The sequence below is a fragment of the Curtobacterium sp. MCBD17_013 genome (assembly GCF_003234565.1).
Lineage (GTDB): Bacteria > Actinomycetota > Actinomycetes > Actinomycetales > Microbacteriaceae > Curtobacterium.
In genome coordinates, this window is the sequence record NZ_QKTU01000025.1 from 1 (window position 1) to 21,111 (window position 21,111).

The following is a 21,111-nucleotide window of genomic DNA, read 5'->3' on the forward strand; positions in this document are numbered from 1 at the left end:
GTCGACGCGGACCCGCCTGCGCCCCCACCCTCGGCTCCGCGTCGACAACGCAGGAAAGCGACGCCGGGATCGAGCCCCACCGGACGCACCGCGACGGGATCTCCTGACTTGTCGCCTCCCGGGCGTGCCCTCACCTGCGGCGCTCCGCTGCCCCCACGGGCGCCGCCGCGTCGGCAACTCAGGTGATCGACGCCGGAACCGGCCCGCACCGGGGGCAGCGCAACGAATTTCCTGAGTTGTCATCTCCAGGGCTCCGGATCGCCCCCCACTCGCGGGATTCGCCGCCTCGTTGCTCGCGCTTCCGCGCCGCTCGCCCTCGCCCGCCTCCCGCAAGCGGACAACTCAGGAAATCAATGCCGGTCGCGGCCCACACGGCGGGCAGCGCAACAGTCCTCCTGAATCGTCGGCTGCGCGGCTGCGCGGCTGCGCGGCGGCGGGCGGCGGACGGAGGACGGAGGACGGAGGACGGAGGACGGAGGATCTCGCGTGCACCACCAGGTGCGCGCGGACGCCGCGGCATCGCCCGCACGTCCACGTCCACGTCCACGTCCACAACGCAGGAGAAACCCACGAGCCCACGGGAACGCGGCGGAGCGCGCGACCGATCCTCCTGAGTTGTCGCGTCTCGCGCGCCGGCGGCCCCGGATCCGGATCGGCCGCCTGCGGCCCGGACCGACAGTGGGACCGCGCCCGCTCACGTCGACAGCGCAGGAAGCGGCGCACGCCATGGCGACGCCCGGGAGGCCCGGCACCGGTCCTCCTGCATCGTCACCAGAGGAGGGGGACGCTGGCACGGTGCCCACCCTCGGCGGGCCCGACCGGCGTCCCACGCCGTCCTCGCTCGCGTCGACAACGCAGGAAGCAGCGCACGCCACGGCGACGGCCGGGAGGCCCGGCACCGGTCCTCCTGAATTCTCGCCAGAGGAGGGCGATGGTGAGCGGGGCGGCACCGCGCCGCGCCGGCGCCGCGCCACGCCCGAGCCACGACGCGCCGCGCCGCGCCGCGCCGAGCCACGCCGCGCCGCGCCCGACCTACGCCGCACGCGCGCCCGACCTCCGCCGCGCGCGGGCGAGAGCTACGCCGCGACGTGCGCGTTCGCGCGCACCGACGGCAGCCGCCGCCGGTGCAGCACGAGCGACTTCACCTCACGGATCCTGCGGTCGACGCCCCACTTCGTCACGAGGGTGAGCGACTCGCGCACGATGTTCCCGCTCATCTTGGACACGCCGAACTCGCGCTCGGTGAACGTGATGGGCGTCTCGACGACGCGGAGCCCGGCTTCGAGCGCACGCCAGCACAGGTCGACCTGGAAGCAGTACCCGCGCGACGCGATCCCGGTCAGGTCGATGCGCCGGAGCGCGGGGGCGGTGAACACGCGGAACCCGCCGGTGGCGTCGTGCACCGCGATCCCGAGGGCGAGGCGGGAGTACAGGTTGCCACCGCGCGAGAGCAGCGACCGGTGCCAAGGCCAGTTCTCGACCTCGCCGCCGGGGACCCAGCGGGAGCCGAGCACGAGGTCGTTCGTCTCGGACAGCTCGAGCATGTGCGGCAGGTACTCGGGGTGGTGCGAGCCGTCGGCGTCCATCTCCACGAGCCGCTCGTACCCGCGCTCGAGCCCCCAGGCGAAGCCGGCGAGGTAGGCGCCGCCGAGACCGTTCTTCTCGGCCCGGTGCAGCACCCGCACTCGCGGGTCCGCAGCGGCGAGCTCGTCGGCGATGGCGCCGGTGCCGTCGGGCGAGTTGTCGTCCACGACGAGGACGTCGACACGGTCCGATGCCCGCAGCGTGCGCGCGACGATGGCCCGCACGTTGTCCTTCTCGTTGTACGTGGGGATGACGACGAGGGCGTCGTTCATGCGTGATGTCTCCTCGGTGGGCACGAACGGACGATACCGTTCACGCACCGCTCAGTCGTTCGCGAGGTCTGCGAACACGATCAGGTTGTCGACGTAGTGGCCGGTCGCGCGGTCGAACGCGCCGTCGCAGGTGATGAGCCGCAGCTCGGGCGTCGGGGTGGGGCCGTAGACGTCGTTCGTCGGGAACGCGGTCTTCGGCGCTCGTTCGGTGCCGGTGACCGTGAAGTGGATCGTGGTGCCGTCCGACATGCCGACCGCGATGTCGTCTCCGGGGGCGAGTTCGTCGAGTTTGAAGAACACGGCTGCGCTCGTGATCGAGTCGACGTGCCCCGCGATGACCGCCGGTCCGGTGTGCCCGGGGACGACGCCGTCGCTGAACCACCCCGCGTCCATCCACTGGGTCGGCGGTTGCAGCGCGCCGGTGGCGTCCTTGTGCAGGTGCTCGAGCGATGCGTCGACACCGATGGACGGGACCTCGACCCGCGTCGGTGTCGCGTCTGCCGCGGTCGTGGGGGCGCGGTTCGCGGTCGGGTCCTGGAGGCCCGAGGCCGCGTTGGTCCCACCGCCGCCGGACGAGCGCGACGAGCCCGACGACCCGGACGAGCCCGACGCCCCGGACGAGCCAGCGGGCCGCGGCGCACCGGAGGCACCCGCGGCGTGCGCGCCCGCCGCAGCCGACGTACCGGTGGCGCTCGGAGCCTCCCGGCCGGCCGCCACCGCGGTGGCGACCCCGGCACTCCCACCGACCACCACGAGCGCGGCGGCGCCGGTCACCCACATCCAGCGGGGCAGGCGGATCACGACGCGCCGCCCGAGCTCGTCGCGCAGCCGCCGAGGACGTCGGAGGTGAGCATCGTCGCGCCGAGCGCGGCCCACGCGTCGCCGTAGTACGTGTGCGTCGTGGCCGCGGTGCGGTCGGCGCGGAGCAGGTCGCGCGACGCCGCGGTGGTCGACCCGGTGGCCTGCTCGCTGGCGGCGCGAGCCGCGTAGGCGAGCGCGCTCGTCGAGTCGGTGACCGCGGTGCCGCCGAGGTCGAGCTGCGCGGCGAGCTGGGTGTTCCGCTGGAGGGTCGGTGCGATCGAGCCGGCGAGCGCCCGGTCCGACGCGGTGCACGACTCGGCGTACCGGAGCGGCATGCGCATCGCGTCCCACCCGTAGACCACGGGGCCGCCGGTGCCGTTCGCGGACGGCATGGGGTCGACGGTGCCGTCCTGGTGGACCTGCGACCAGTCGCTCGGCAACGCCGCGTTCGCCAGGATCGTCCCGGTGACGGCGTGCGAGCCGCGTTCGAGCTGCTCCCATCGCGGGTCGCCGGTCGCCTTCGCGAGGACTGCGAACGCGACGGGTGACGCGTACGACGCGTCGTAGGCGTACGGCTGGCCCGTCGCGGCCCACGGGCCGGGCAGGAGGATCCGCCCGACGTCGGTCTGGGCGGTCTCGCGATCGAGGATCGCCGACGCCATCTGCTTCCCGGCGGTCGTGTACGCCGGCTGGTCGAACCGCTTGCCGGCGAGCACGAGGGCGCGTGCGGCGTCGAGGTCGGCGTCGCTCGCCGACTGCTCGTCCGCGGTCCCGCCCTCCGTCGTCCACCGCCAGGCGAGCAGGTGGTCGTCGCCCTGGAGGTGCTGCCTCGTCCACGACCAGATGCTGCGGAACCGCCGCTGGTCACCCGATGCGAGCGCGACGAGCATGCCGTACGCCTGCCCCTCGCTCACGGTGTCGCCGCCCTGGTCGGTCCGGACGACGCGGCCGCCCCGCACGTACCGGTCGAGGAAGTCCTCGCGGAGCGTCGCGGCCGATCGCCGTCCGCCGCCCGGGGCCGAGCCGGACGTTGCGGTGGAGGCCGGTTGCGCCGCGCGCTCGGTGTCCGTCGATCGGCCCGGGGCCGTCGCGACGATCGCGATGCCGATGGTCAACGCGACCGCGACGACGGCCACGAGGGCCGAGGTCATCCACTGTCTCCTCGTCATGCGGTCAGTGGGCCAGCCCGTGGAGGAACCGGATCACCGCGTGTTCGAAGCGCGTGAACGGCCCCTCGGCGGCGGTGCCACCCCCACCGGTCTGGACCCCGCCGACCGGGGCCGAGGCCGTCGCGGCGCTGTCGACGACGGGCACCACCGTGAGCTTGCCGGCGCTGTTGTCGAGGACGAACAGCGTCGAGACGGTGCCGCTGCCGAGGTCGACCGAGGCCGTTCCCCGCTGGCCTCCGCCGGACACGTTCAGGGTCCACTTGCCGGCGTCGACGGTGGCGTACTGCGTCGCGGTGCCGAACCGGGCGTCCTGGGCGACCGTCGTGCCGGTGGAGGTCTTCACGTCGATCTCCTTGGCGTTCGTCGCGGCCTGCACGAGTCGGAGTCGCGCCTGGCCGTCCCCCGGCTTCGTGAGGTCGTCGGCGAACGCCGTGGTGCGCAGCCGCTTGTTCTTGCCGTAGGCGACGACGGTGGTCGGCGAGCCGGCCTTGACGGTGACGTCGGTGGAGATCACCGGCGTCGAGTCCGGCGAGTCCGCCGCCCGCATCGACAGTACGTACGTCCCGGCGGGGAGCTCCTTGTAGGGGCTCACCTGGCCGTACTCGACGTCGTCGAGCTCGAACACCTTGGCCCCGCCGGACAGGTTCGACAGCTGCACGTCGACCCCCTTCGTGTCGGGCGACAGGTGTCCGACGCGGAGCCAGCCGTCGGGCTGGGCGGCGGCGTTCGCGGGGGCGCCGACGCCGACGGTGGCGGCGACGACGACACCGGCGACGGCGCCGGCGATGGTGAGGCGCCGGGCGCGGAGCGTTCGGGTGGGCGTCGTGGTGGTTCGGGTGGACATGAGGGCTCCTCCTGCGGAATCGGGTCCGCGTCGGTTGTCGGCGTCGTGGTGGTGCGGGGGCCAGGGAAGCCCCCGCACCGTCACGGCGTCGAGGTGACGACCGTGGTCGCCGGGTCGATCGCCGAGAAGGTGATCGTCAGGGTGTCACCGGAACGCAGGACGCGCTTCGGTTGGAACGTGCCGGTCATGGCCTGCAGCGTCTTCTGCATGCGCACGGTGGCAGCGGTCGAGGTGCCGTGGACGACGAGTCGGCGGAAGGTCTGGCCGGTCTCGCCGGGGAGCGGCGTGAACGTGTCGAGGCGCACGGTCTGCGCGGCGAGCAGCTGACCGAGCACGAGGATCGCCCGTTGGTCGACCTGGCCCGCGCGCAGCTGACTCGCGGCCTCGTCGGTGGCGTGCAAGCCCGGGTTCCGCGCGAGCTGCGTGCCGAGCGTCTTCCGGACGTCCGCGGCGCGGGTGATCTCCGTCCGTGCTGCAGTGTGGCCCTCGGAGTGGATGCGGCGCACGTCGACCTCTTGGTCGCCGGTGCCGAACGAGGCGACGATGCTCGAGTTCGCGATGGCGGCGTGGACGTCCTTCGAGCTCGTGCCGCCGGTGCGCATCGAGTCCGTCGTGACGACGTAGTCCGAGTCGCGCCACCCGTCGGGCGACTGCCGCTCGACCGCGCCGTCGGTGTCGAGCTTGTAGTACCAGATGACGTTGTCGCGGGCGAAGCCGTCGTGGACGAGGTCCACCCACATCGCGTCATCGACGAGCAGCCGCGAGCTCTTCGGCACGTTGCCGCCGACCCAGTTCTCGGCCTGCTGCATCGGCTTGTCCAGGTCGGCGAGGAAGAACCCGCGGAGCTGCACGGTCCACAGCGGGACGGCCACCACGAGGGCGGCGGCGCACGCGACGAGCCAGGTGAGCCCGACCGCCCGACGAGCGCGGACCCGACGGCGTCCCAGACCCATGACGGCGATCACCGCACGCTCGGCGGTGTACGCCACGAGGACCGCACCGATCGGGATGAGCATGATGACGTACGGGACCGGAAGGTAGCCGTTCGGTCGGAACATCATCGCGAGCAGGAACACCAGGAGCGCGGCGATCGGCCGGACCCGGCGCAGGAACAGCCCGACGACCGCTGCGGCCGAGCCGAACACGATGAACACGGGGTCGAGGTCCCACCACTGGGACACCGCCTTCGACGCCAGGCTCGACGGGTCGAAGATCGATCCGCTCGCGTTCCTGGAGCCGAGCTGGTAGGTGATGCCGTCGAGCAGGCTGACCTGACCGGAGCGCGGCAGGAGTTCGCCCTTGACCGCGGCGAGCATGATGTACCCGCCGCCGATGATGGCGAGCACGGCGCCGGCGACGCTCAGCGCGTACCGCCGTGTCGAGGGGTCGGCGCGGCGGATCGCGATCCAGGCGACGAACGGCAACGCGAGCAGGTAGGTCTCCTTGCTCAGCACCGCGACCCCGAGGCACGCGGCGGCCGCGGTGAAACCGGCGAGCTGCTGTCGTCGGCTCAGGGCGAACACGAACGCGGCGATGAGCCACGGCGTCGCGACGTTGTCGATGTACACCGTGCGGTGGTACTGCACGGCGAGCGGGGACAGCGCGAAGAGCAGCCCGGCGACGGTGGCGCCCGCCCGCGACAGCCCGAGCTTGCGTCCGAGGACGAACAGGAGCGCGGCGGACACCACGGCGAAGAACACCATGGCCTCGCGAGCGGCGTCGACCGCGTACGGGTAGCGCAGCCACGCTCCGGTCAGCTGCGTGTACCCGGCGATCTGGATCCAGCCGAGCGGCGGGTGGTCGTACCAGTACGTGTAGTGCGTCAGTTCGCCGAGGTGCCCGATGGCCCAGGCCTGCGCCGTGTAGGTGCCCTCGTCGTCGATGCGCTGCGGGGTCCCGGTCATGTTCCAGGCCTGCACCACCGCGGTGATCGCCAGGAGCGGGGCGACCCAGACGAGACTCGCGCCGTGCCGGGCGACCCACGTCGCGATGAGCGACTGGTCACGGAGGGCACGACCGGTCCCGATGCTGCCGGCCGCCGGGGTGTGTGTCGCGCTCGCGGTCATCGGTCGCCTCCTCGGGTGGTGTCCGCGCCGGCCATCGCCAGGACGCCGTGCGAGCTGGTCGGTGCCGCCACGTCCTGGGTCACCGCGGATGCGAAGCCCTGGACGGCGGCGGGACGGTGCTGGTTCGTGTGCTCGGTCTTCTCCCAGGCGTTGAGACCCTGCAGGTGCCGGACGACCGCCCGGACGGCGGCGGCGGCGAGGAAGATCTGGTACGGCACGAGGCCGACGACGAGCTTGACGTAGTCGCGGATGCGGACCTTCTCCTGGTAGATGCGGCCGAACTCGTTGAGCCCGACCACCTCGACGGCCAGGAGCATCAGGGTGGGCGCGACGGGGATGAAGCTGATGAGCGCGATGACCGTCGGCACCTTGACGAACACGATCATGAGGACGCTCAGCGGGATGAGGAGCCCCGTCGCCGCCTGGATGAACGGCATGGTGAGCAGGTACCTGGCGAAGAACCGCTGCTTCGCGCTCGGGAGCTGCTTCCACTCCCCCTTGCCGAGCACCTGCAGGAACCCCTGGTTCCAGCGCGTGCGCTGCTTGAGGAGGGACGCGAAGGTCGGCGGGGTCTCCTCGCGGGTGACCGCCTCCGGGCTGTAGGCGACGACCACCTTGGCGCCGTCGGCGGAGAGCCGCACGCCGAGCTCGCAGTCCTCGGCGAGGCAGCCGGCGTCCCAGCCGTTCGACCAGTCGAGGCGTTCCTTCGTGACGAACACGGTGTTGCCGCCGAGGGGGATGAACTTCGACTCGGCGTGGAAGTGCAGGCGGGACCGGAACCAGAAGTAGTACTCGAGGACGTTCCGCAGGCTCCACCAGCTCGACCGGAAGTTCATGAGCTGCACGCCGCCCTGCACGACGTCGGCGCCGGTCTCCTGGAACCGGGAGTCGACGAGCGTGAGCAGGTGGGGGTACACCTCGTCCTCCGCGTCGAACACGCCCACGACGTCGCCGGTCGCGTGCTGCAGGGCGAGGTTCATCGCCTTCGGCTTGTTCTTCGGGGCGGTGTCGTCGACCACGACCCGGATGAGGTCCGGGTGGCGTCGGGCGGCGGCCCGGACGACGGCGTCGGTCTCGGGGTCGTCCTCGCCGACGATCGCGATGATCTCGAAATCGGGGTGGTCCTGCCGGGCGAGCTGGTCGAGCGTCTCGCCCATGACGTCCTGTTCGTGCCGTCCGGGCACCAGGAGCGTGAACCGGTGGGCCGCGGGACGAGGGCTCTGGCTGAAGCTGGTCTGCCGCAGCGCCTCGCGCGACCGCCACGCGTGCAGCATCCACCAGAGGGTCGACAGCGCCACCACGGTCAGGAGGATCGACACGGCGATGAGCGCGGAGTACCCGATCCACTCCCCCAGGCTCCACACCGCGTGGTGGGTGGACCCGGAACCGCCGGTCGGCACGGACGTGGTGCCGCGGTTCGGGGTGTCGGTCGCGGGCGCGTCGTGACTCGGCTTCAACAGCGGGCCCGCCGCCGTGATGCGCGAGATCGACGCGAGCGCCGCGACTGCTGTGTCATTCATCAACCGGTGCCTCCTTGATGCGGAAAACGACTGCCTTGTAGGCGACGAAGCGGAAGATCGTGCCGAGCACGAGGCCGACTCCGTTGCCGGCGACGTTGTCGGCGAGGGTCGAGGTGAAACCGAGCAGGTAGTGGGACACGAAGAGGCACCCGGTCGCGATGCCGAGCCCGATGAGGTTCGACAGGACGAACAGGGCACCTTCGCGAGCCGTCTCCCGACCGTTCGCGGTCCGCTGGGACCGGAACGTCAGGAACCGGTTGCCGAGCCACGCGACGAGGGTCGCGACGGCGACGGAGACGATCTTGGCGCCGACGGGCTTGTCGTCGAGCACCGTGGCGCGGAGCAGGTTGTAGACGCCCACGTCGACCACGAAGGACACGCCACCGACCGCTCCGAACGACGCGAGTTCCCGGACGGCCGCGGCCTTCGGGAGGCGCCGACGAACCGAGGGCAGGGGGCGCCGACGCACGGCCGGCGGGAGGCGCACCGCATGGGGACGGGACCGTGGGACGACGGGTACGCCTCCGGTCACCGCCTCCACGAGGACGTCCGCCATCCCCTGAACGGGTCGCCCCTGGACGGGGGTGGTTGCTCGGGTCATGACACCCATTCGAGGGTGGTCCCCGCGACGGTTTGGGCCGGGTACAGACATGTGCAGGCCATTGCCAGGGCCGCGTCACCCGACGTTCACATCCCCGACACCGCCGGCAGGTCGGCCGGGAGGCCCGGGGCGCCATCCCGAGCGCCGGATCGGTACCGTTCCGGTAGCGTCCGGAGCATGGAATTCCGATACCTCGGCAACAGCGGACTGAAGATCTCCGAGATCACCTACGGCAACTGGCTCACCCACGGGTCGCAGGTCGAGAACGACGTCGCGACGCAGTGTGTGCGCGCGGCCCTCGACGCCGGCATCACCACGTTCGACACGGCGGACACGTACGCGAACACAGCCGCCGAGACCGTCCTCGGCGAGGCGCTCAAGGGTGAGCGGCGACAGTCCCTCGAGGTCTTCACGAAGGTGTACTGGCCGACCGGCCCGAAGGGGCACAACGACGTCGGCCTCTCGCGCAAGCACGTCCTCGAGTCGATCGACGGTTCGCTGCAGCGCCTCCAGACCGACTACGTCGACCTCTACCAGGCGCACCGTTACGACCACGAGACGCCCCTCGAGGAGACCATGCAGGCCTTCGCCGACGTGGTGCGGCAGGGCAAGGCGCTCTACATCGGCGTCTCCGAGTGGACCGCGGACCAGATCCGCGCCGGACACGAGCTCGCCCAGCAGCTCGGGTTCCAGCTCATCGCGAACCAGCCGCAGTACTCGATGCTCTGGCGCGTGATCGAGGGCGAGGTCATCCCGACCTCGAAGCAGCTCGGGCTGTCGCAGATCGTGTTCTCCCCGATCGCCCAGGGTGTGCTGACGGGCAAGTACAAGCCGGGTCAGCCGCTCCCCGAGGGCTCCCGCGCGACGGACGAGAAGGGCGGCGCGCAGATGATCTCGCGCTGGATGCGCGACGACGTGCTCGAGCGCGTCCAGGCCCTGCAGCCGATCGCGGACGACCTCGGCCTGTCGATGGCGCAGCTGTCGATCGCGTGGGTCCTGCAGAACGACAACGTCGCGTCGGCCATCATCGGGGCCTCCCGGCCGCAGCAGGTCGTCGACAACGTCGTCGCGGCGGGGGTGACCCTCGACGCCGAGGCGATGCAGCGCATCGACGACGCCATCGGCTCGATCGCGGAGCGCGACGCGTCGAAGTCGGTCTCCCCGACCTCCCGTCCGGCCTGATCCAGGCGGTCGGGTCGCACGGCGACACGCGCGTCCCGGCCATTTAGTAGTTGCTACAACCATTTTCGTCGATCCCGGGTTAGACTGCCGACCGATGCGCTTGCATCGACCAGCGGTCACCGGGCCGCGACGAACGTCCCAGCACCACGAGGAGAACTCCATGGCCATCACCGCCGCCGCCATCCCCGGCTACATCGCCGGCACCTGGAAGCTCGACCCGACCCACTCCGAGGTCAGCTTCTCCGTCCGCCACCTCGCCATCAGCAAGGTCAAGGGCACGTTCCAGACCTTCGACGTGACCGCTGTCACCGCCGAGAACCCGCTCGAGTCGACCATCGAGGCGACCATCGACATCGCCAGCGTCAAGACCGGCCAGGAGGCCCGCGACCAGCACCTCGCGACGAGCGACTTCTTCGCCGCGGACGAGCACCCGCAGATGGTGTTCCGCTCGACGGGCATCCGGGAGCACGGTGACGACCTCCTCATCGACGGCGAGCTCACCCTCCGCGGCGTCACCAAGCCCGTCACCCTGAAGACCGAGCTCGGCGGCATCACCACCGACGGCTACGGCCAGACCAAGCTCGGCGCCGAGGCCACCACGAAGATCGACCGCACCGAGTTCGGCGTGAACTGGAACGCGGCGCTCGAGGCCGGCGGGTTCACCCTCGGCAACGACGTCACGATCACCCTCGACATCCAGCTCGTCCTCCAGGCGGCCTGAGTCACCTCCCTCGGGGCCGCAGGCCCACCGGGACACGGAGCCCCGACGCGTGCGCGCGTCGGGGCTCCGCCGCGTCCGGGTCCGGGTCCGGGTCGGGTTCGGGGTCCGGGTCCGTTCCGGGGCCGGGTTGGGGTCCGGGTCCGTTCCGGGTCCGGGTCCGGGTCCGTTCCGGGTCCAGGTCCGGGTCCGTGCAGGACGGGAGGCTCGCGGCGGCCCTGCTGCGTCCCTCCAAGCAGCGCACGCCTGGACCGTCGACGCAACGCGGGCGCCGCTCCCATCCCGCCGCGGATGCGGGCCCCGCTCCGCCGCCGACAACTCAGGACGGAAGGCAGGAGACGGAGCCGCCACGCCCCTCCCGGCCGAGGATTCCTGAGTCGTCGATCGGACGGGGATCTGCTGGACACGCTCTCGCTGCGCCGCTGCCCACCCGCGCGCACACGCTGCACCTCCTCCGAACCGTCGGCGGCACCCCGCGGCCCTCCCCCACCGGCGCGCGGGCAGCCTGGTGACAACGCAGGACAGGAGGTCCGCGGCAGCCCCGACCCGTCCCTCCCGACCGCGTGTTCCTGATCTGTCGACGCGACATGGACGGCAGCCCGCATCGCGCACGCGCGTGCGAGGCGCGCACGTGCGCACCAGCGCGAGCGCGAGCGCGAGCGCACCAGTGCACCAGCGCGCCGGCTCGCCAGCGCCCACGGCGAACCACCGACGCCACCGCATCCGCGCAGACCCACCGCGCCCGTGCACACCCACCGCACCCCGCCACCCACCGCACCCACTGCACGAGTAGCGTGGTGACGCCCGACCAGCAGGACGCGCCCGGGCCGAGACCGCGGGGAACACGCCGCCCGCCGGGCACGTTGCCCCGCAGGCACCGCATCCCGCACCAGGACCCGAGACAGGAGCCCGACCATGGCCTTCGACTGGATCACCCTGCAGGCGCTCGCGGCAGCCGAGTTCGGCCGTCGCCTCGAGCAGGTCACCGACTGGGACGCGCCGACGCCCGACACGGAGTGGTCGACGCGCGACCTCGTCACCCACGTCATCGACGAGCAGCGGTGGATCCCACACCTGCTCGCCGGCCACGACCACGAACAGGCGCACGACGAGCTCGAGCCGATCGGCGAGGACCTCGTCGCCGCGTGGACCCGGTTCTCCGTCGCCGCGACGGAGGCCTGGCGGAACGCGCCCGACGACACCCCCGTACACCTGGCGACGGACACGGTGCCCGCCGCGGAGTACCTCGCCGAGCAGACCTCCGACATCACGATCCACACGTGGGACCTCGCCCGCGCCACGCATTCGGACGAGCACCTGCCGCTCGAACTCGTCCAGGCCGTGTGGACCGTCTTCGAACCCCAGATCGACTCGCTCGCCGCGAGCGGTCTCTACGACGCACCAATCCAGGTCGACGACGACGCCCCGCTGCAGACGCGGCTGCTCGCCGTCACCGGCCGCGACGAGAGGATCACCGCATGAAGACCGTCCGACTGGGCAACTCGGGACTCGAGATCAGCGCCGTCGTGCTCGGCATGATGAGCTACGGGGACCCCGCCAGGGGTTCGCACGAGTGGAGCGTCGGCCTCGACGACGCCCGCCCGTTCATCCGCCGCGCGTACGAAGCGGGCATCACGACGTTCGACACCGCGAACGTGTACTCCCTCGGCTCGAGCGAGGAGATCACGGGCACCGTCCTCAAGGAGCTCGCTCCGCGCGAGGAGGTCGTGATCGCCACCAAGGTGTTCAACCGCATGCGCGAGGGCCGCAACGGCGCCGGCCTGAGCCGGGTGTCGATCATGCACGAGATCGACGCCTCGCTGCAGCGGCTCGGCACCGACTACGTCGACCTCTACCAGATCCACCGCTTCGACCCGAACACGCCGATCGAGGAGACGATGGAGGCCCTGCACGACGTCGTCAAGTCCGGCAAGGCACGGTACATCGGCGCCTCGAGCATGTGGGCATGGCAGTTCGCCGAGATGCAGCACGTCGCCGAGCGGCACGGCTGGACGAAGTTCGTGTCGATGCAGGACCAGGTGAACCTGCTCGAGCGCGAGGAGGAGCGCGAGATGCTCCCCTTCTGCGAGGCCACCGGCGTCGGCGTGATCCCGTGGAGCCCCCTGGCCCGCGGCAAGGTCACCCGGCCCTGGGGCGAGGGCGGCACGAAGCGCGAGGGCACGGACGAGTTCGGCAAGACGCTCTACAAGCAGGGCGAGGAGTCGAACAAGGCGATCGTCGACGCGGTCGCCGCGATCGCGTCGGAGCGCGGGGTCACCATGGCGCAGGTCGCGCTCGCCTGGGTGGCTGGCAAGTCCTCGATCACGGCCCCGATCATCGGTGCGACCAAGGAACACCACATCGACGACGCCGTCGCGGGCGTGGAGCTCGAACTCACCACCGACGAGATCGCCCGGCTCGAGGAGCCCTACACGCCCCGGTACCCCTCCGGGTTCTGAGCGTCCGTCGCGGTCGTGGGCCGCGCCTCCAGGCCGTCCGGTCGGGAGGCGCGGCCCACGTCCGTCAGGCCGACCCGCGCCTCCAGGCCGTCCGGTCGGGAGGCGCGGCCCACGTCCGTCAAGCCGCCTGCTGTTCCGCGCGGAGCCGGTCGATGCGTGCCAGGGCGACCCGCTCGGTGCCGCTCCGCCCACCGAGCACCCTGCCGATGCCGTCGAGCACGAGCCGCGTCGAGGCGATCGCCGGCGCGGGCAGCGGTCCGACGCCCGGCGCTCGGAGGCCGAGGAGCTTCCGGTGCCGCGGGTCGAGGGACGCCACCGCGCCGTCGAACAGCACGCGGTACCCGGGCCGGAGCATCCGGGACAGGGGCGGGTTCCGGATGAACGAGACGACCTCGTGCGTGCGGTCCGTGACGGCGAGCTCCCCGCGGTCGAGGTACCCGTCGAGCTGGGCGCGCAGTTCCTCGTCGGACTCCGGCGGCCCGTCCACGCGCATGAGTCGCCCTGCCGTCGCCCACTCACGCACGTAGGCGTCGGCGCCGCCGGGGATGCGCTCGCCCCAGAGCTCGGCCGTCCGCAGGAACGAGTCCGCGAACGCCAGGTGCACCCAACGGAGGAGGTCCGGGTCGTTCGCGCTGTAGGGGCGGGTGACGCCGTGGGCGTCCGTGAACTCGCCCCGGACCCGCTCGTGCAGCCGGAGGACCCACTCGCTCGCGGCCGTCGCCGTCGCGGTGTCGCCGTGCGAGACGGTGTAGATCCAGCGGATGGTGCCCGCGAGCCGGCCGAAGGGGTCCTCGCGGTAGCGGGAGTGGTCGGCGACCCCGGCGAGCGCCCCCGGGTGCAGCGCCTGCACGAGGAGCGCCCGCACGCCCGCGACGATGGTGGACATGCCGCCGTGCACCGCCCACGTCGCGGAGTCGGGGCCGAAGAAGCCCTCGTCGGTGCCGTGCTCGAGATCGCCGATCCACTGGGGCCGCTCGGTGGCGCTGCCCGTGAACGTGGCGTTGAGGCGATCGCGCATCGCCGTGGCCAGGGAAACCATGCACGGATCGTCCCTCGCACGCCGGGGAGTCGCCTGAGCGCGGGCATCGGGCCGCCTCTAGGGTGAACGGGTGAGCACCGACACGCCACGGCCTTGGCAGCGCAGCTACGCCCCTGGAGTCCCGTTCGACATCGACGAGCCCACCGGGTCGTTGCTCGACCTCGTCGAGGGCTCCGCGGCCCGCTACCCGCGCAACGTCGCCCTCGAGTTCTTCGGCGCGACGACGACCTACCGGGAACTGCAGGCGCAGATCGAGCGCGCGGCCCACGGTCTGCAGCAGCTCGGGGTCGGAGCGGGCGACCGCGTCGCCATCGTCCTGCCGAACTGCCCGCAGCACGTCGTCGCGTTCTACGCGGTGCTCCGGCTCGGCGCGATCGTCGTGGAGCACAACCCGCTCTACACGCCACGGGAACTCCGGCACCAGTTCGAGGACCACGGCGCCAAGGTGGCGATCGCGTGGGACAAGTCGGTGGCGACGCTCCAGGACTTCCCGATCGACCTGGCGCTCGACGCGATCGTCTCGGTCGACATGACGCGTGCGATGCCCCGGTCCACCCGGGCGGCGCTCGCGCTCCCCGTGGCGAAGGCGCGCGAGTCCCGTGCGAAGCTGACGACGAAGGTCCGCGGGACGACGCGCTGGGAGTCGCTCGTCGACGGCCGCCGGCTCTCCCGGAGGCACCCCCGCCCGGCGACCACCGACACGGCGCTCATCCAGTACACGTCCGGCACGATGGGGAACCCGAAGGGCGCGGTCCTGACGCACCGGAACCTCCTGGCGAACGCGGCGCAGGCGCGGGCGTGGATCCCCCAGATCAAGCCCGGTGACAGCGTCGTCTACGCGATCCTGCCGATGTTCCACGCCTACGGCCTGACGCTCTGTCTGACGTTCGCGATGAGCATGGCGTCGCGGCTCGTGCTGTTCCCCGCGTTCGACCCGCAGCTCGTGCTCGCCGCGATGAAGCGCCATCCGCCGACGTTCCTGCCCGCGGTGCCGCCGATCTACGCCCGACTCGAGCACGCCGCCGGCAAGAAGGTCTCGCTGCGGGGCATCGAGATCGGCATCTCGGGTGCCATGCCGCTCTCGCAGGCCGTCATCGAGCCGTGGGAGGCCAAGACCGGCGGCGTCCTGGTCGAGGGCTACGGCCTGTCCGAGACGTCCCCCGTCATCATGGCGAACCCGGTCTCCGACGCTCGGCGACTCGGCACGATCGGCCTCCCGTTCCCGTCGACCGACATCCGCGTCGGCGACCCGGACGACCCCTCGAAGGACGTCCCGGTCGGGCAGCCGGGCGAGCTGCTCGTCAAGGGTCCGCAGGTGTTCCAGGGCTACTGGGGGCGCGCAGACGCCACGGACGAGGCGTTCACGGCCGACGGCTGGTTCCGCACGGGTGACATCGTCTCGATCGACGAGGACGGCTTCGTGTCGATCGTCGACCGCCTCAAGGAACTCATCATCACGGGCGGCTTCAACGTCTCGCCGTCCGAGGTCGAGAACACGCTCATCCGCTCGCCCCTGGTCCGCGAGGTCGCCGTCGTCGGCATCACCACGGGCGGCAACGAGCAGGTCGTGGCGGCGGTCGTGCCCACCGACCCCGCCACGTTCTCGGCCGACGCGCTCCGTGAGTACGCCCGGGAGCACCTCGCCCCGTACAAGGTGCCGCGTCGCGTCGTGGTGGTCGAGGACCTGCCCCGCTCGATGATCGGCAAGGTGCTCCGGCGCAAGGTGCGGGACCGCATCACCGGCGCGGACGCGTAGCGGCGGCGGCGCGGGGCTCGGCGGCGTCGCGCGGCCCAGAGGCGTCGCGGCCCGGTGGCGCTGCCCGTGGTACGGCCGTCGCGCGCGGATTCCGGTAGCCAGCAGCTGCCAGGCAGACAATTCAGGAAAACGACGCCGGGAGGGACACCACAGGCCCGCCACCCGACCCGTTCTCCTGAGTTGTCCGCCTCCGGCGACGAGACGTACCGCGCCCTGCGCGTCCCCGACGTGCCGGGCGCACGCCGCACCTCCCGACGGCTGGCGGACGACGAATCAGGAACCGGACGCCGGGAGGGACGCCACGGGCCCGCCACCCGACCCGCTTTCCTGAACCGACGTCCCCGCGCGGCAGCCGCTGCTGCCGCCGCCGGCGACAAATCAGGAAGCAGGCATCGCGAGGGGCGCTGCGGAGCCACCAACGGGCTCGCATTCCTGATTTGGCCACACCATGGCGACGGACGGGCTGGGCCCACCACGTCCCCACCTCCCGACCTGCGCCGACCTGCCCAGCCCGCGCCGCGCCGCGGACGACGGATCAGGAACACGACACCGGGAGGGACGCCGCGGCACTGCCGGACACTCGCGTTCCTGAATAGGCCACCCATGACGACGGCCGCACCGCGCCCGCTTCGCCCCCATCGACGACGCGCGCCGACCGGCCGACCCCGACCCGCGCCTCCCGGCACCGGCACCGGCACCAGCCCTGGCCCCGGCACCGGCACCAGCACCGGCCGCGGCACTGCCCGGCGCCGGCCGCGGCGCACCCGCGGCCCGCCGCGGCCCCCGCCCCAGCACAGCGCGCAGGTGACAGATCAGGAACACGGGCCCGGGAGGCACGCCACGAGCGCGCCACCGGGCCCGCTTTCCTGAATTGCGCACCGCGGGCGATGGTGAGCACCCGCGCTGCGCCTCAGGACACGTGGACGACGGGACGGCGGGCGATGTCCGGCTCGGCCTCGCGGAGCACCTCGCGCGTGACCGGTGCGACCTCGCCTGCGCCGGTGAACAGGAAGCGCACCATGTTGCGGATGGGGCTGCCCTCGGTCCACGCGAAGTAGATGCTCGGCACGACGCCGGTGAGGTCGCGGACGGCGAGGAGCGTCGACGCGATCGTGTTGGGGACGGTGCCCGAGCGCACGCGGAGGATCCGGAAGCCGTGCTTGACGACGCCCTCGATCTTGAGGTCCTCTTCGAAGTCCGACGAGTCCGCCGGGTAGACCTCGAGGAAGATCGTCGGGACGCGCGCGGGGATGCCGCTCGACCGACGCTCGATCTTGCCCTTGGTCCGGTACTCCTCGGCGCTCCCGTCGTCCGGCTCGTTCGCGATGATGCACACCTGCCCGAACTGGTCGGCATCGGCCACGACGAACTGCTGCGCGACGGCGTCGAGCTCGATCGACGATGCCCGGAGCTCGAACGACCGGCGCACCCGCGAGAGCAGCGACACGACGACGATCGCCAGGATGAACACCGCCGCGATGCGCACGCCGTCGGGGCGTTCGATGACGTTCGCCACGGTGGTGTAGCCGAACACGAGCGTGATGACGCCGAACGCGATGGTCCGGCCCCGCTGCCGCTTCCGCCGTGCCGACAGGGTCACGGCGACCGATGCGCTCGTGATGAGCACGAGCACCCCCGTGGCGTAGGCACCACCCTGGGCGTCGACGTCCGCCTTGAAGATCAGGGTGATGGCGAACGCGATGAGCGTGAAGATGAGCACGAGCGGCCGGACCGCTCGAGCCCATTGCGGCGCCATCCCGTAGCGGGGCAGGAACCGCGGAACGAGGTTGAGCAGGCCCGCCATCGCACTCGCGCCCGCGAACCACAGGATCGCGATCGTGGAGGCGTCGTACACGCTCCCGAAGACGCTCCCGAGGTACTCGTGGGCCAGGAAGGCGAGCGCTCGGCCGTTGGCCTCACCGCCCGGCTGGAACTCCTTCTGCGGGATGAGGAACGTGGTGACGACGCTCGACAGGATGAGGAACGAGCTCATGATGAGCGCGGCAGTGGTGAGGAGGCGCCGGGTCCCCCGGATCCGCCCCTCCGGACGCTTCCCCGGCACGTCATCGTTCCCGCCGTCGACCTGCGGCATGACCGACACCCCGGTCTCGAACCCGGACAGACCGAGCGCGAGCTTCGGGAACACGAGCAACGCGATCCCGATCATCGCGAGTGGATCGGCGTGCTGTGCGGTCAGTCCCGACCACCAGTCCGTGGCCAGGGAGGGACGGCTCAGCACGTGCACGAGCGCCACGGCGACCACGACGAGGTTGAGGACGAGGTACACGGACACGAGCACCACGGCGATGCCGATCGCCTCGCGGAACCCGCGGAGGAACACGACGCCGAGCAGGGCGATGAGTGCGAGCGTCAGGGGCACGGGGATGTCGGTGAACCAGTGCGGCGTGTAGGGGTTCTCGGCGAGGTGTGCTGTGGCGTCCGCCGCCGACAGCGTGATCGTGATCATGAAGTCCGTCACGGCGAACCCGAGCAGGACGAGGACGAGGAGCTTGCCCGCCCACCACGGCAGGAGCTTCTCGAGCATGGCGATCGACCCGGCTCCGCGGAAGCTGTCCTGCGCGACCCGTCGGTACACCGGGAGCGCGCCGAACAGCGTGACGAGCACGAGCACCACCGTCGCGATCGGCGACAGGAGGCCCGCGGCGAGCGCCGCGATGGCCGGCTGGTACCCCAGGGTGGAGAAGTAGTCGACGCCCGTGAGGCACATCACGCGCCACCACGAGTGGGTGCGCTCCACCTCGACCTGGTGCGGGCCCTCGTGGGCGCCCGAGCTCTCGGCGCCCTGCAACATCCAGCGCCGCAGGCGGGTGCTCCGGTCGAGCCGCGGCTTGGTGGCGTCGCGGTCCGCTGCTCCGGGACCCGGCAGGGAGGGGCGGGGGTCGGTCGTCGTCATGGCGCGAGCAGCCTATTCTGCGGGCGGCGTCCCCGCCTGGGGAAGCGCAGCGACCTACCGCTTGCTGATCGAGGCGTACTTCCGCACGCTCCAGGGGACGAACACGACGAGCAGCACCACGATGCCGACGAGCACCGTGGCGACCGGGTGCTGCATGGTCCAGACGTCGGGGACGGGACTGCTCCCCACGTTGCCGAACAGTTGCCGGACGGCCTGCACGAGCGACGACACCGGGTTCCACTCGGCGAACACCCGCAGCACCAGCGGCAGGGTGTCGCTCGGCACGAACGCGTTCGAGATGAACGTGATGGGGAACAGGATCATGAAGGAGGCGTTGTTGATCACCTCGGGCGACCGGACGCTCATGCCGAGCAGCGCCATCACCCAGCTGAACGCGTAGCTGAACGCGAGGAGCAGGACGAGGCCGGCGACGAACTCCCCCGGCGACGAGTGCACCCGCCAGCCGACCGCCAGGCCCGTCAGCATCATGATCAGGACCGAGATCCCGTTGAGGACGAGGTCCCCGTTGGTCCGCCCGACGAGCACGGCGGACAGACTCATCGGCAGGGTCCGGAACCGGTCGATGATCCCCTCCTTCAGGTCCTGGGCCATGCTGTAGCCCGAGAACGTGGCGCCGAACACCACGGTCTGCGCGAAGATCCCGGCCATGAGGAACTGCGTGTAGTCGGTACCACGCACGGCGATCGCCCCGCCGTACACCTGGCTGAACAGCAACACGAACATGATCGGCTGCAGCACCGCGAACACGAGCATGTCCGGGGAGCGGCGGATCTTGAGGAGGTTGCGCCGGGTCACGGTCCAGCCGTCGTTGCACCATGCCGCGACGCGACGGTCGCGCACGACGGGGAGCTGCGCGGTCGCGGTCATCGCCGTGCCGTCCCCGACGAGGCCGGGATCTCCGGCGTCGACGCCGCCCGGTCCTCCGGCCCGGGAGGCCCGGTCACCGTGGTCGCGTCCGTCGCGGTGGTCGGGTCCCCGGCGTCGGCATCGGGTTCCGTCGTCGCGGCGTGCCCGGTGAGGCGCAGGAACACGTCGTCGAGCGTGGGGCGTCGCATCCCGGCGTCGTGGAGGTCCACCTCCGCCTCGGCGAGCTCGGCCAGGGCCGCGCGGAGCGCCGACGGGCCCGACCGGACGGCGACCGAGAGGGTCCGACCGTCCCCACCGATCTCGACGGATCCGTCCCCGTGCCGCTCGAGCACTGCCGCCGCGGCCGCCCGGTCGTCCGCCGACACGAGCGTGACCACCACGCGGTGCCCGCCCACACGGCTCTTCAACTCGTCCGCCGTCCCGTGGGCGATCACCCGGCCGCCGTCGATCACGGCGATGTCGTCGGCGAGCCGGTCCGCTTCCTCCAAGTACTGCGTCGTCAGGAGCACCGTGGTGCCCTCGGCGACGAGGCCCTCGATGACGTCCCAGAGCCCGAGGCGGCTCCGCGGGTCGAGGCCGGTCGTCGGCTCGTCGAGGAACAGCACCGGGGGCTTCGCCACGAGCGCGCCGGCGAGGTCGATCCGCCGGCGCATCCCGCCCGAGAACCCCTTGACGGGCCGGTCGCCCGCCTCGGTCAACCCGAACGCCTCGATGAGCTCCCGCGCGCGACGACGCGAGGCCGACCGCCCCAGGTGGTACAGCCGCCCGATCATGTCGAGGTTCTCGAACCCCGTCAGGTTCTCGTCCACGGCCGCGTACTGACCCGACACCCCGATGCGCCGTCGGATGCGCTGGGGCTCCGCGACGACATCGGTCCCCGCGATGGTCGCGCGTCCGGAGTCCGGGCGCGTGAGGGTCGTCAGGACCTTGACGGCGGTCGTCTTGCCCGCGCCGTTCGGGCCGAGCAACGCGGTGACGCTGCCCTCGGGCACGGCGAGGTCGAGCCCCGCCAGGGCATGGACCGGCCCCGTCTTCGCGCGGTAGGTCTTCGTCAGCCCGACGGCTTCGATGAACGGCACGGCGACTCCTTCGACGCGTGTTCCCGGTGTTCCTCGTGTGCGGCCGCGCGACCGGTGCGGCCGATGACCTCAGACGTCGAACCCGCCGAGGTCCTGGTCGAATCCTCCACCCCAGTCGGACCCTGCGTCGAGGCCCGATCCGGAGTCCCACCCCGCTGCCTCGTAGCCGCCGCCGTCCGCGCCGACGTCGGTGCCGTCCGCCCCGCTGCCGTCATCCCC

The 21,111-nt window shown here is 71.8% G+C and carries 16 protein-coding genes; 5 read left to right on the forward strand and 11 right to left on the reverse strand.

Going from position 1 to position 21,111, the window contains the following annotated elements; translation table 11 throughout:
• Nucleotides 1–1,076: 1,076 nt before the first annotated feature.
• From DEI81_RS15255 to DEI81_RS15285, 7 genes are all read right to left on the reverse strand, one after another.
• Complete coding sequence (locus DEI81_RS15255) at nt 1,077–1,856, reverse strand: polyprenol monophosphomannose synthase (protein WP_111011588.1); 780 nt, start codon at nt 1,854–1,856, stop codon at nt 1,077–1,079.
• Between the two features lie 51 nt (nt 1,857–1,907).
• Complete coding sequence (locus DEI81_RS15260) at nt 1,908–2,657, reverse strand: class F sortase (RefSeq protein WP_146244129.1); 750 nt, start codon at nt 2,655–2,657, stop codon at nt 1,908–1,910.
• The gene (locus DEI81_RS15265; RefSeq protein ID WP_181435449.1) at nt 2,654–3,808 is read right to left on the reverse strand and encodes a glycosyl hydrolase family 8; all 1,155 of its coding nucleotides are present in this window, start codon (nt 3,806–3,808) and stop codon (nt 2,654–2,656) included. Before DEI81_RS15265 ends, DEI81_RS15260 begins: the two co-directional genes overlap by 4 nt.
• A gap of 22 nt (nt 3,809–3,830) precedes the next feature.
• On the reverse strand, nt 3,831–4,670 hold the full coding sequence (locus tag DEI81_RS15270; protein WP_111011591.1) for a DUF4397 domain-containing protein: 840 nt from the start codon (nt 4,668–4,670) through the stop codon (nt 3,831–3,833).
• Between the two features lie 80 nt (nt 4,671–4,750).
• Nucleotides 4,751–6,736, reverse strand: coding sequence for a glycosyltransferase family 39 protein (locus DEI81_RS15275; RefSeq protein ID WP_111011592.1), 1,986 nt, complete (start codon nt 6,734–6,736; stop codon nt 4,751–4,753).
• On the reverse strand, nt 6,733–8,256 hold the full coding sequence (locus DEI81_RS15280) for a glycosyltransferase (protein WP_181435450.1): 1,524 nt from the start codon (nt 8,254–8,256) through the stop codon (nt 6,733–6,735). The genes DEI81_RS15275 and DEI81_RS15280 overlap by 4 nt, the downstream gene beginning before the upstream one ends.
• Nucleotides 8,249–8,857, reverse strand: a complete 609-nt coding sequence (locus DEI81_RS15285) for a GtrA family protein (RefSeq protein WP_258368785.1) — start codon at nt 8,855–8,857, stop codon at nt 8,249–8,251. Before DEI81_RS15285 ends, DEI81_RS15280 begins: the two co-directional genes overlap by 8 nt.
• Nucleotides 8,858–9,034: 177 nt before the next feature.
• Between DEI81_RS15285 and DEI81_RS15290 the strand changes: the two genes are divergently transcribed.
• The 4 genes from DEI81_RS15290 (at nt 9,035) to DEI81_RS15310 (ending at nt 13,216) form a co-directional block, all read left to right on the forward strand.
• A complete protein-coding gene (locus DEI81_RS15290) occupies nt 9,035–10,039 on the forward strand; it encodes an aldo/keto reductase family protein (protein WP_111011594.1) in 1,005 nt (334 codons plus the stop codon).
• 160 nt (nt 10,040–10,199) lie between these two features.
• Nucleotides 10,200–10,760 carry a YceI family protein gene (locus tag DEI81_RS15295; protein WP_111011595.1) on the forward strand — a complete coding sequence of 187 codons (561 nt, stop codon included), beginning with the start codon at nt 10,200–10,202 and terminating at the stop codon, nt 10,758–10,760.
• A 912-nt stretch (nt 10,761–11,672) separates the two neighbouring features.
• Nucleotides 11,673–12,239 carry a TIGR03086 family metal-binding protein gene (locus DEI81_RS15305; protein ID WP_111011596.1) on the forward strand — a complete coding sequence of 189 codons (567 nt, stop codon included), beginning with the start codon at nt 11,673–11,675 and terminating at the stop codon, nt 12,237–12,239.
• A complete protein-coding gene (locus DEI81_RS15310; protein WP_111011597.1) occupies nt 12,236–13,216 on the forward strand; it encodes an aldo/keto reductase in 981 nt (326 codons plus the stop codon). The genes DEI81_RS15305 and DEI81_RS15310 overlap by 4 nt, the downstream gene beginning before the upstream one ends.
• A 118-nt stretch (nt 13,217–13,334) precedes the next feature.
• Here DEI81_RS15310 and DEI81_RS15320 read toward each other — a convergent pair whose 3' ends face one another.
• On the reverse strand, nt 13,335–14,255 hold the full coding sequence (locus DEI81_RS15320; protein WP_111011598.1) for an oxygenase MpaB family protein: 921 nt from the start codon (nt 14,253–14,255) through the stop codon (nt 13,335–13,337).
• A gap of 70 nt (nt 14,256–14,325) precedes the next feature.
• Between DEI81_RS15320 and DEI81_RS15325 the strand changes: the two genes are divergently transcribed.
• Entirely contained in the window at nt 14,326–16,011 is a 1,686-nt protein-coding gene (locus DEI81_RS15325) for a long-chain-fatty-acid--CoA ligase (RefSeq protein ID WP_111011599.1), read from the forward strand.
• A 910-nt stretch (nt 16,012–16,921) separates the two neighbouring features.
• On the opposite strand, the gene DEI81_RS15330 is transcribed toward DEI81_RS15325, so the two are convergent.
• From DEI81_RS15330 to DEI81_RS15340, 3 genes are read right to left on the reverse strand one after another with little or no spacing between them, the layout of a single operon-like run.
• On the reverse strand, nt 16,922–18,925 hold the full coding sequence (locus DEI81_RS15330) for an amino acid transporter (RefSeq protein WP_258368787.1): 2,004 nt from the start codon (nt 18,923–18,925) through the stop codon (nt 16,922–16,924).
• Between the two features lie 54 nt (nt 18,926–18,979).
• Nucleotides 18,980–19,813, reverse strand: a complete 834-nt coding sequence (locus DEI81_RS15335; RefSeq protein WP_111011600.1) for an ABC transporter permease — start codon at nt 19,811–19,813, stop codon at nt 18,980–18,982.
• The gene (locus DEI81_RS15340) at nt 19,810–20,892 is read right to left on the reverse strand and encodes an ATP-binding cassette domain-containing protein (protein WP_111011601.1); all 1,083 of its coding nucleotides are present in this window, start codon (nt 20,890–20,892) and stop codon (nt 19,810–19,812) included. Before DEI81_RS15340 ends, DEI81_RS15335 begins: the two co-directional genes overlap by 4 nt.
• Between the last annotated feature and the right edge of the window lie 219 nt (nt 20,893–21,111).

What these genes read in the sequence shown, in the direction of transcription:
- DEI81_RS15255 (WP_111011588.1), bottom strand. Translation starts at nt 1,856, where the DNA reads ATGAACGACGCCCTCGTCGTCATCCCCACGTACAACGAGAAGGACAAC.
- DEI81_RS15265 (WP_181435449.1), bottom strand. Translation starts at nt 3,808, where the DNA reads ATGACCTCGGCCCTCGTGGCCGTCGTCGCGGTCGCGTTGACCATCGGC.
- DEI81_RS15270 (WP_111011591.1), bottom strand. Translation starts at nt 4,670, where the DNA reads ATGTCCACCCGAACCACCACGACGCCCACCCGAACGCTCCGCGCCCGG.
- DEI81_RS15275 (WP_111011592.1), bottom strand. Translation starts at nt 6,736, where the DNA reads ATGACCGCGAGCGCGACACACACCCCGGCGGCCGGCAGCATCGGGACC.
- DEI81_RS15280 (WP_181435450.1), bottom strand. Translation starts at nt 8,256, where the DNA reads ATGAATGACACAGCAGTCGCGGCGCTCGCGTCGATCTCGCGCATCACG.
- DEI81_RS15285 (WP_258368785.1), bottom strand. Translation starts at nt 8,857, where the DNA reads ATGACCCGAGCAACCACCCCCGTCCAGGGGCGACCCGTTCAGGGGATG.
- DEI81_RS15290 (WP_111011594.1), top strand. Translation starts at nt 9,035, where the DNA reads ATGGAATTCCGATACCTCGGCAACAGCGGACTGAAGATCTCCGAGATC.
- DEI81_RS15295 (WP_111011595.1), top strand. Translation starts at nt 10,200, where the DNA reads ATGGCCATCACCGCCGCCGCCATCCCCGGCTACATCGCCGGCACCTGG.
- DEI81_RS15305 (WP_111011596.1), top strand. Translation starts at nt 11,673, where the DNA reads ATGGCCTTCGACTGGATCACCCTGCAGGCGCTCGCGGCAGCCGAGTTC.
- DEI81_RS15310 (WP_111011597.1), top strand. Translation starts at nt 12,236, where the DNA reads ATGAAGACCGTCCGACTGGGCAACTCGGGACTCGAGATCAGCGCCGTC.
- DEI81_RS15320 (WP_111011598.1), bottom strand. Translation starts at nt 14,255, where the DNA reads ATGGTTTCCCTGGCCACGGCGATGCGCGATCGCCTCAACGCCACGTTC.
- DEI81_RS15330 (WP_258368787.1), bottom strand. Translation starts at nt 18,925, where the DNA reads ATGACGACGACCGACCCCCGCCCCTCCCTGCCGGGTCCCGGAGCAGCG.
- DEI81_RS15335 (WP_111011600.1), bottom strand. Translation starts at nt 19,813, where the DNA reads ATGACCGCGACCGCGCAGCTCCCCGTCGTGCGCGACCGTCGCGTCGCG.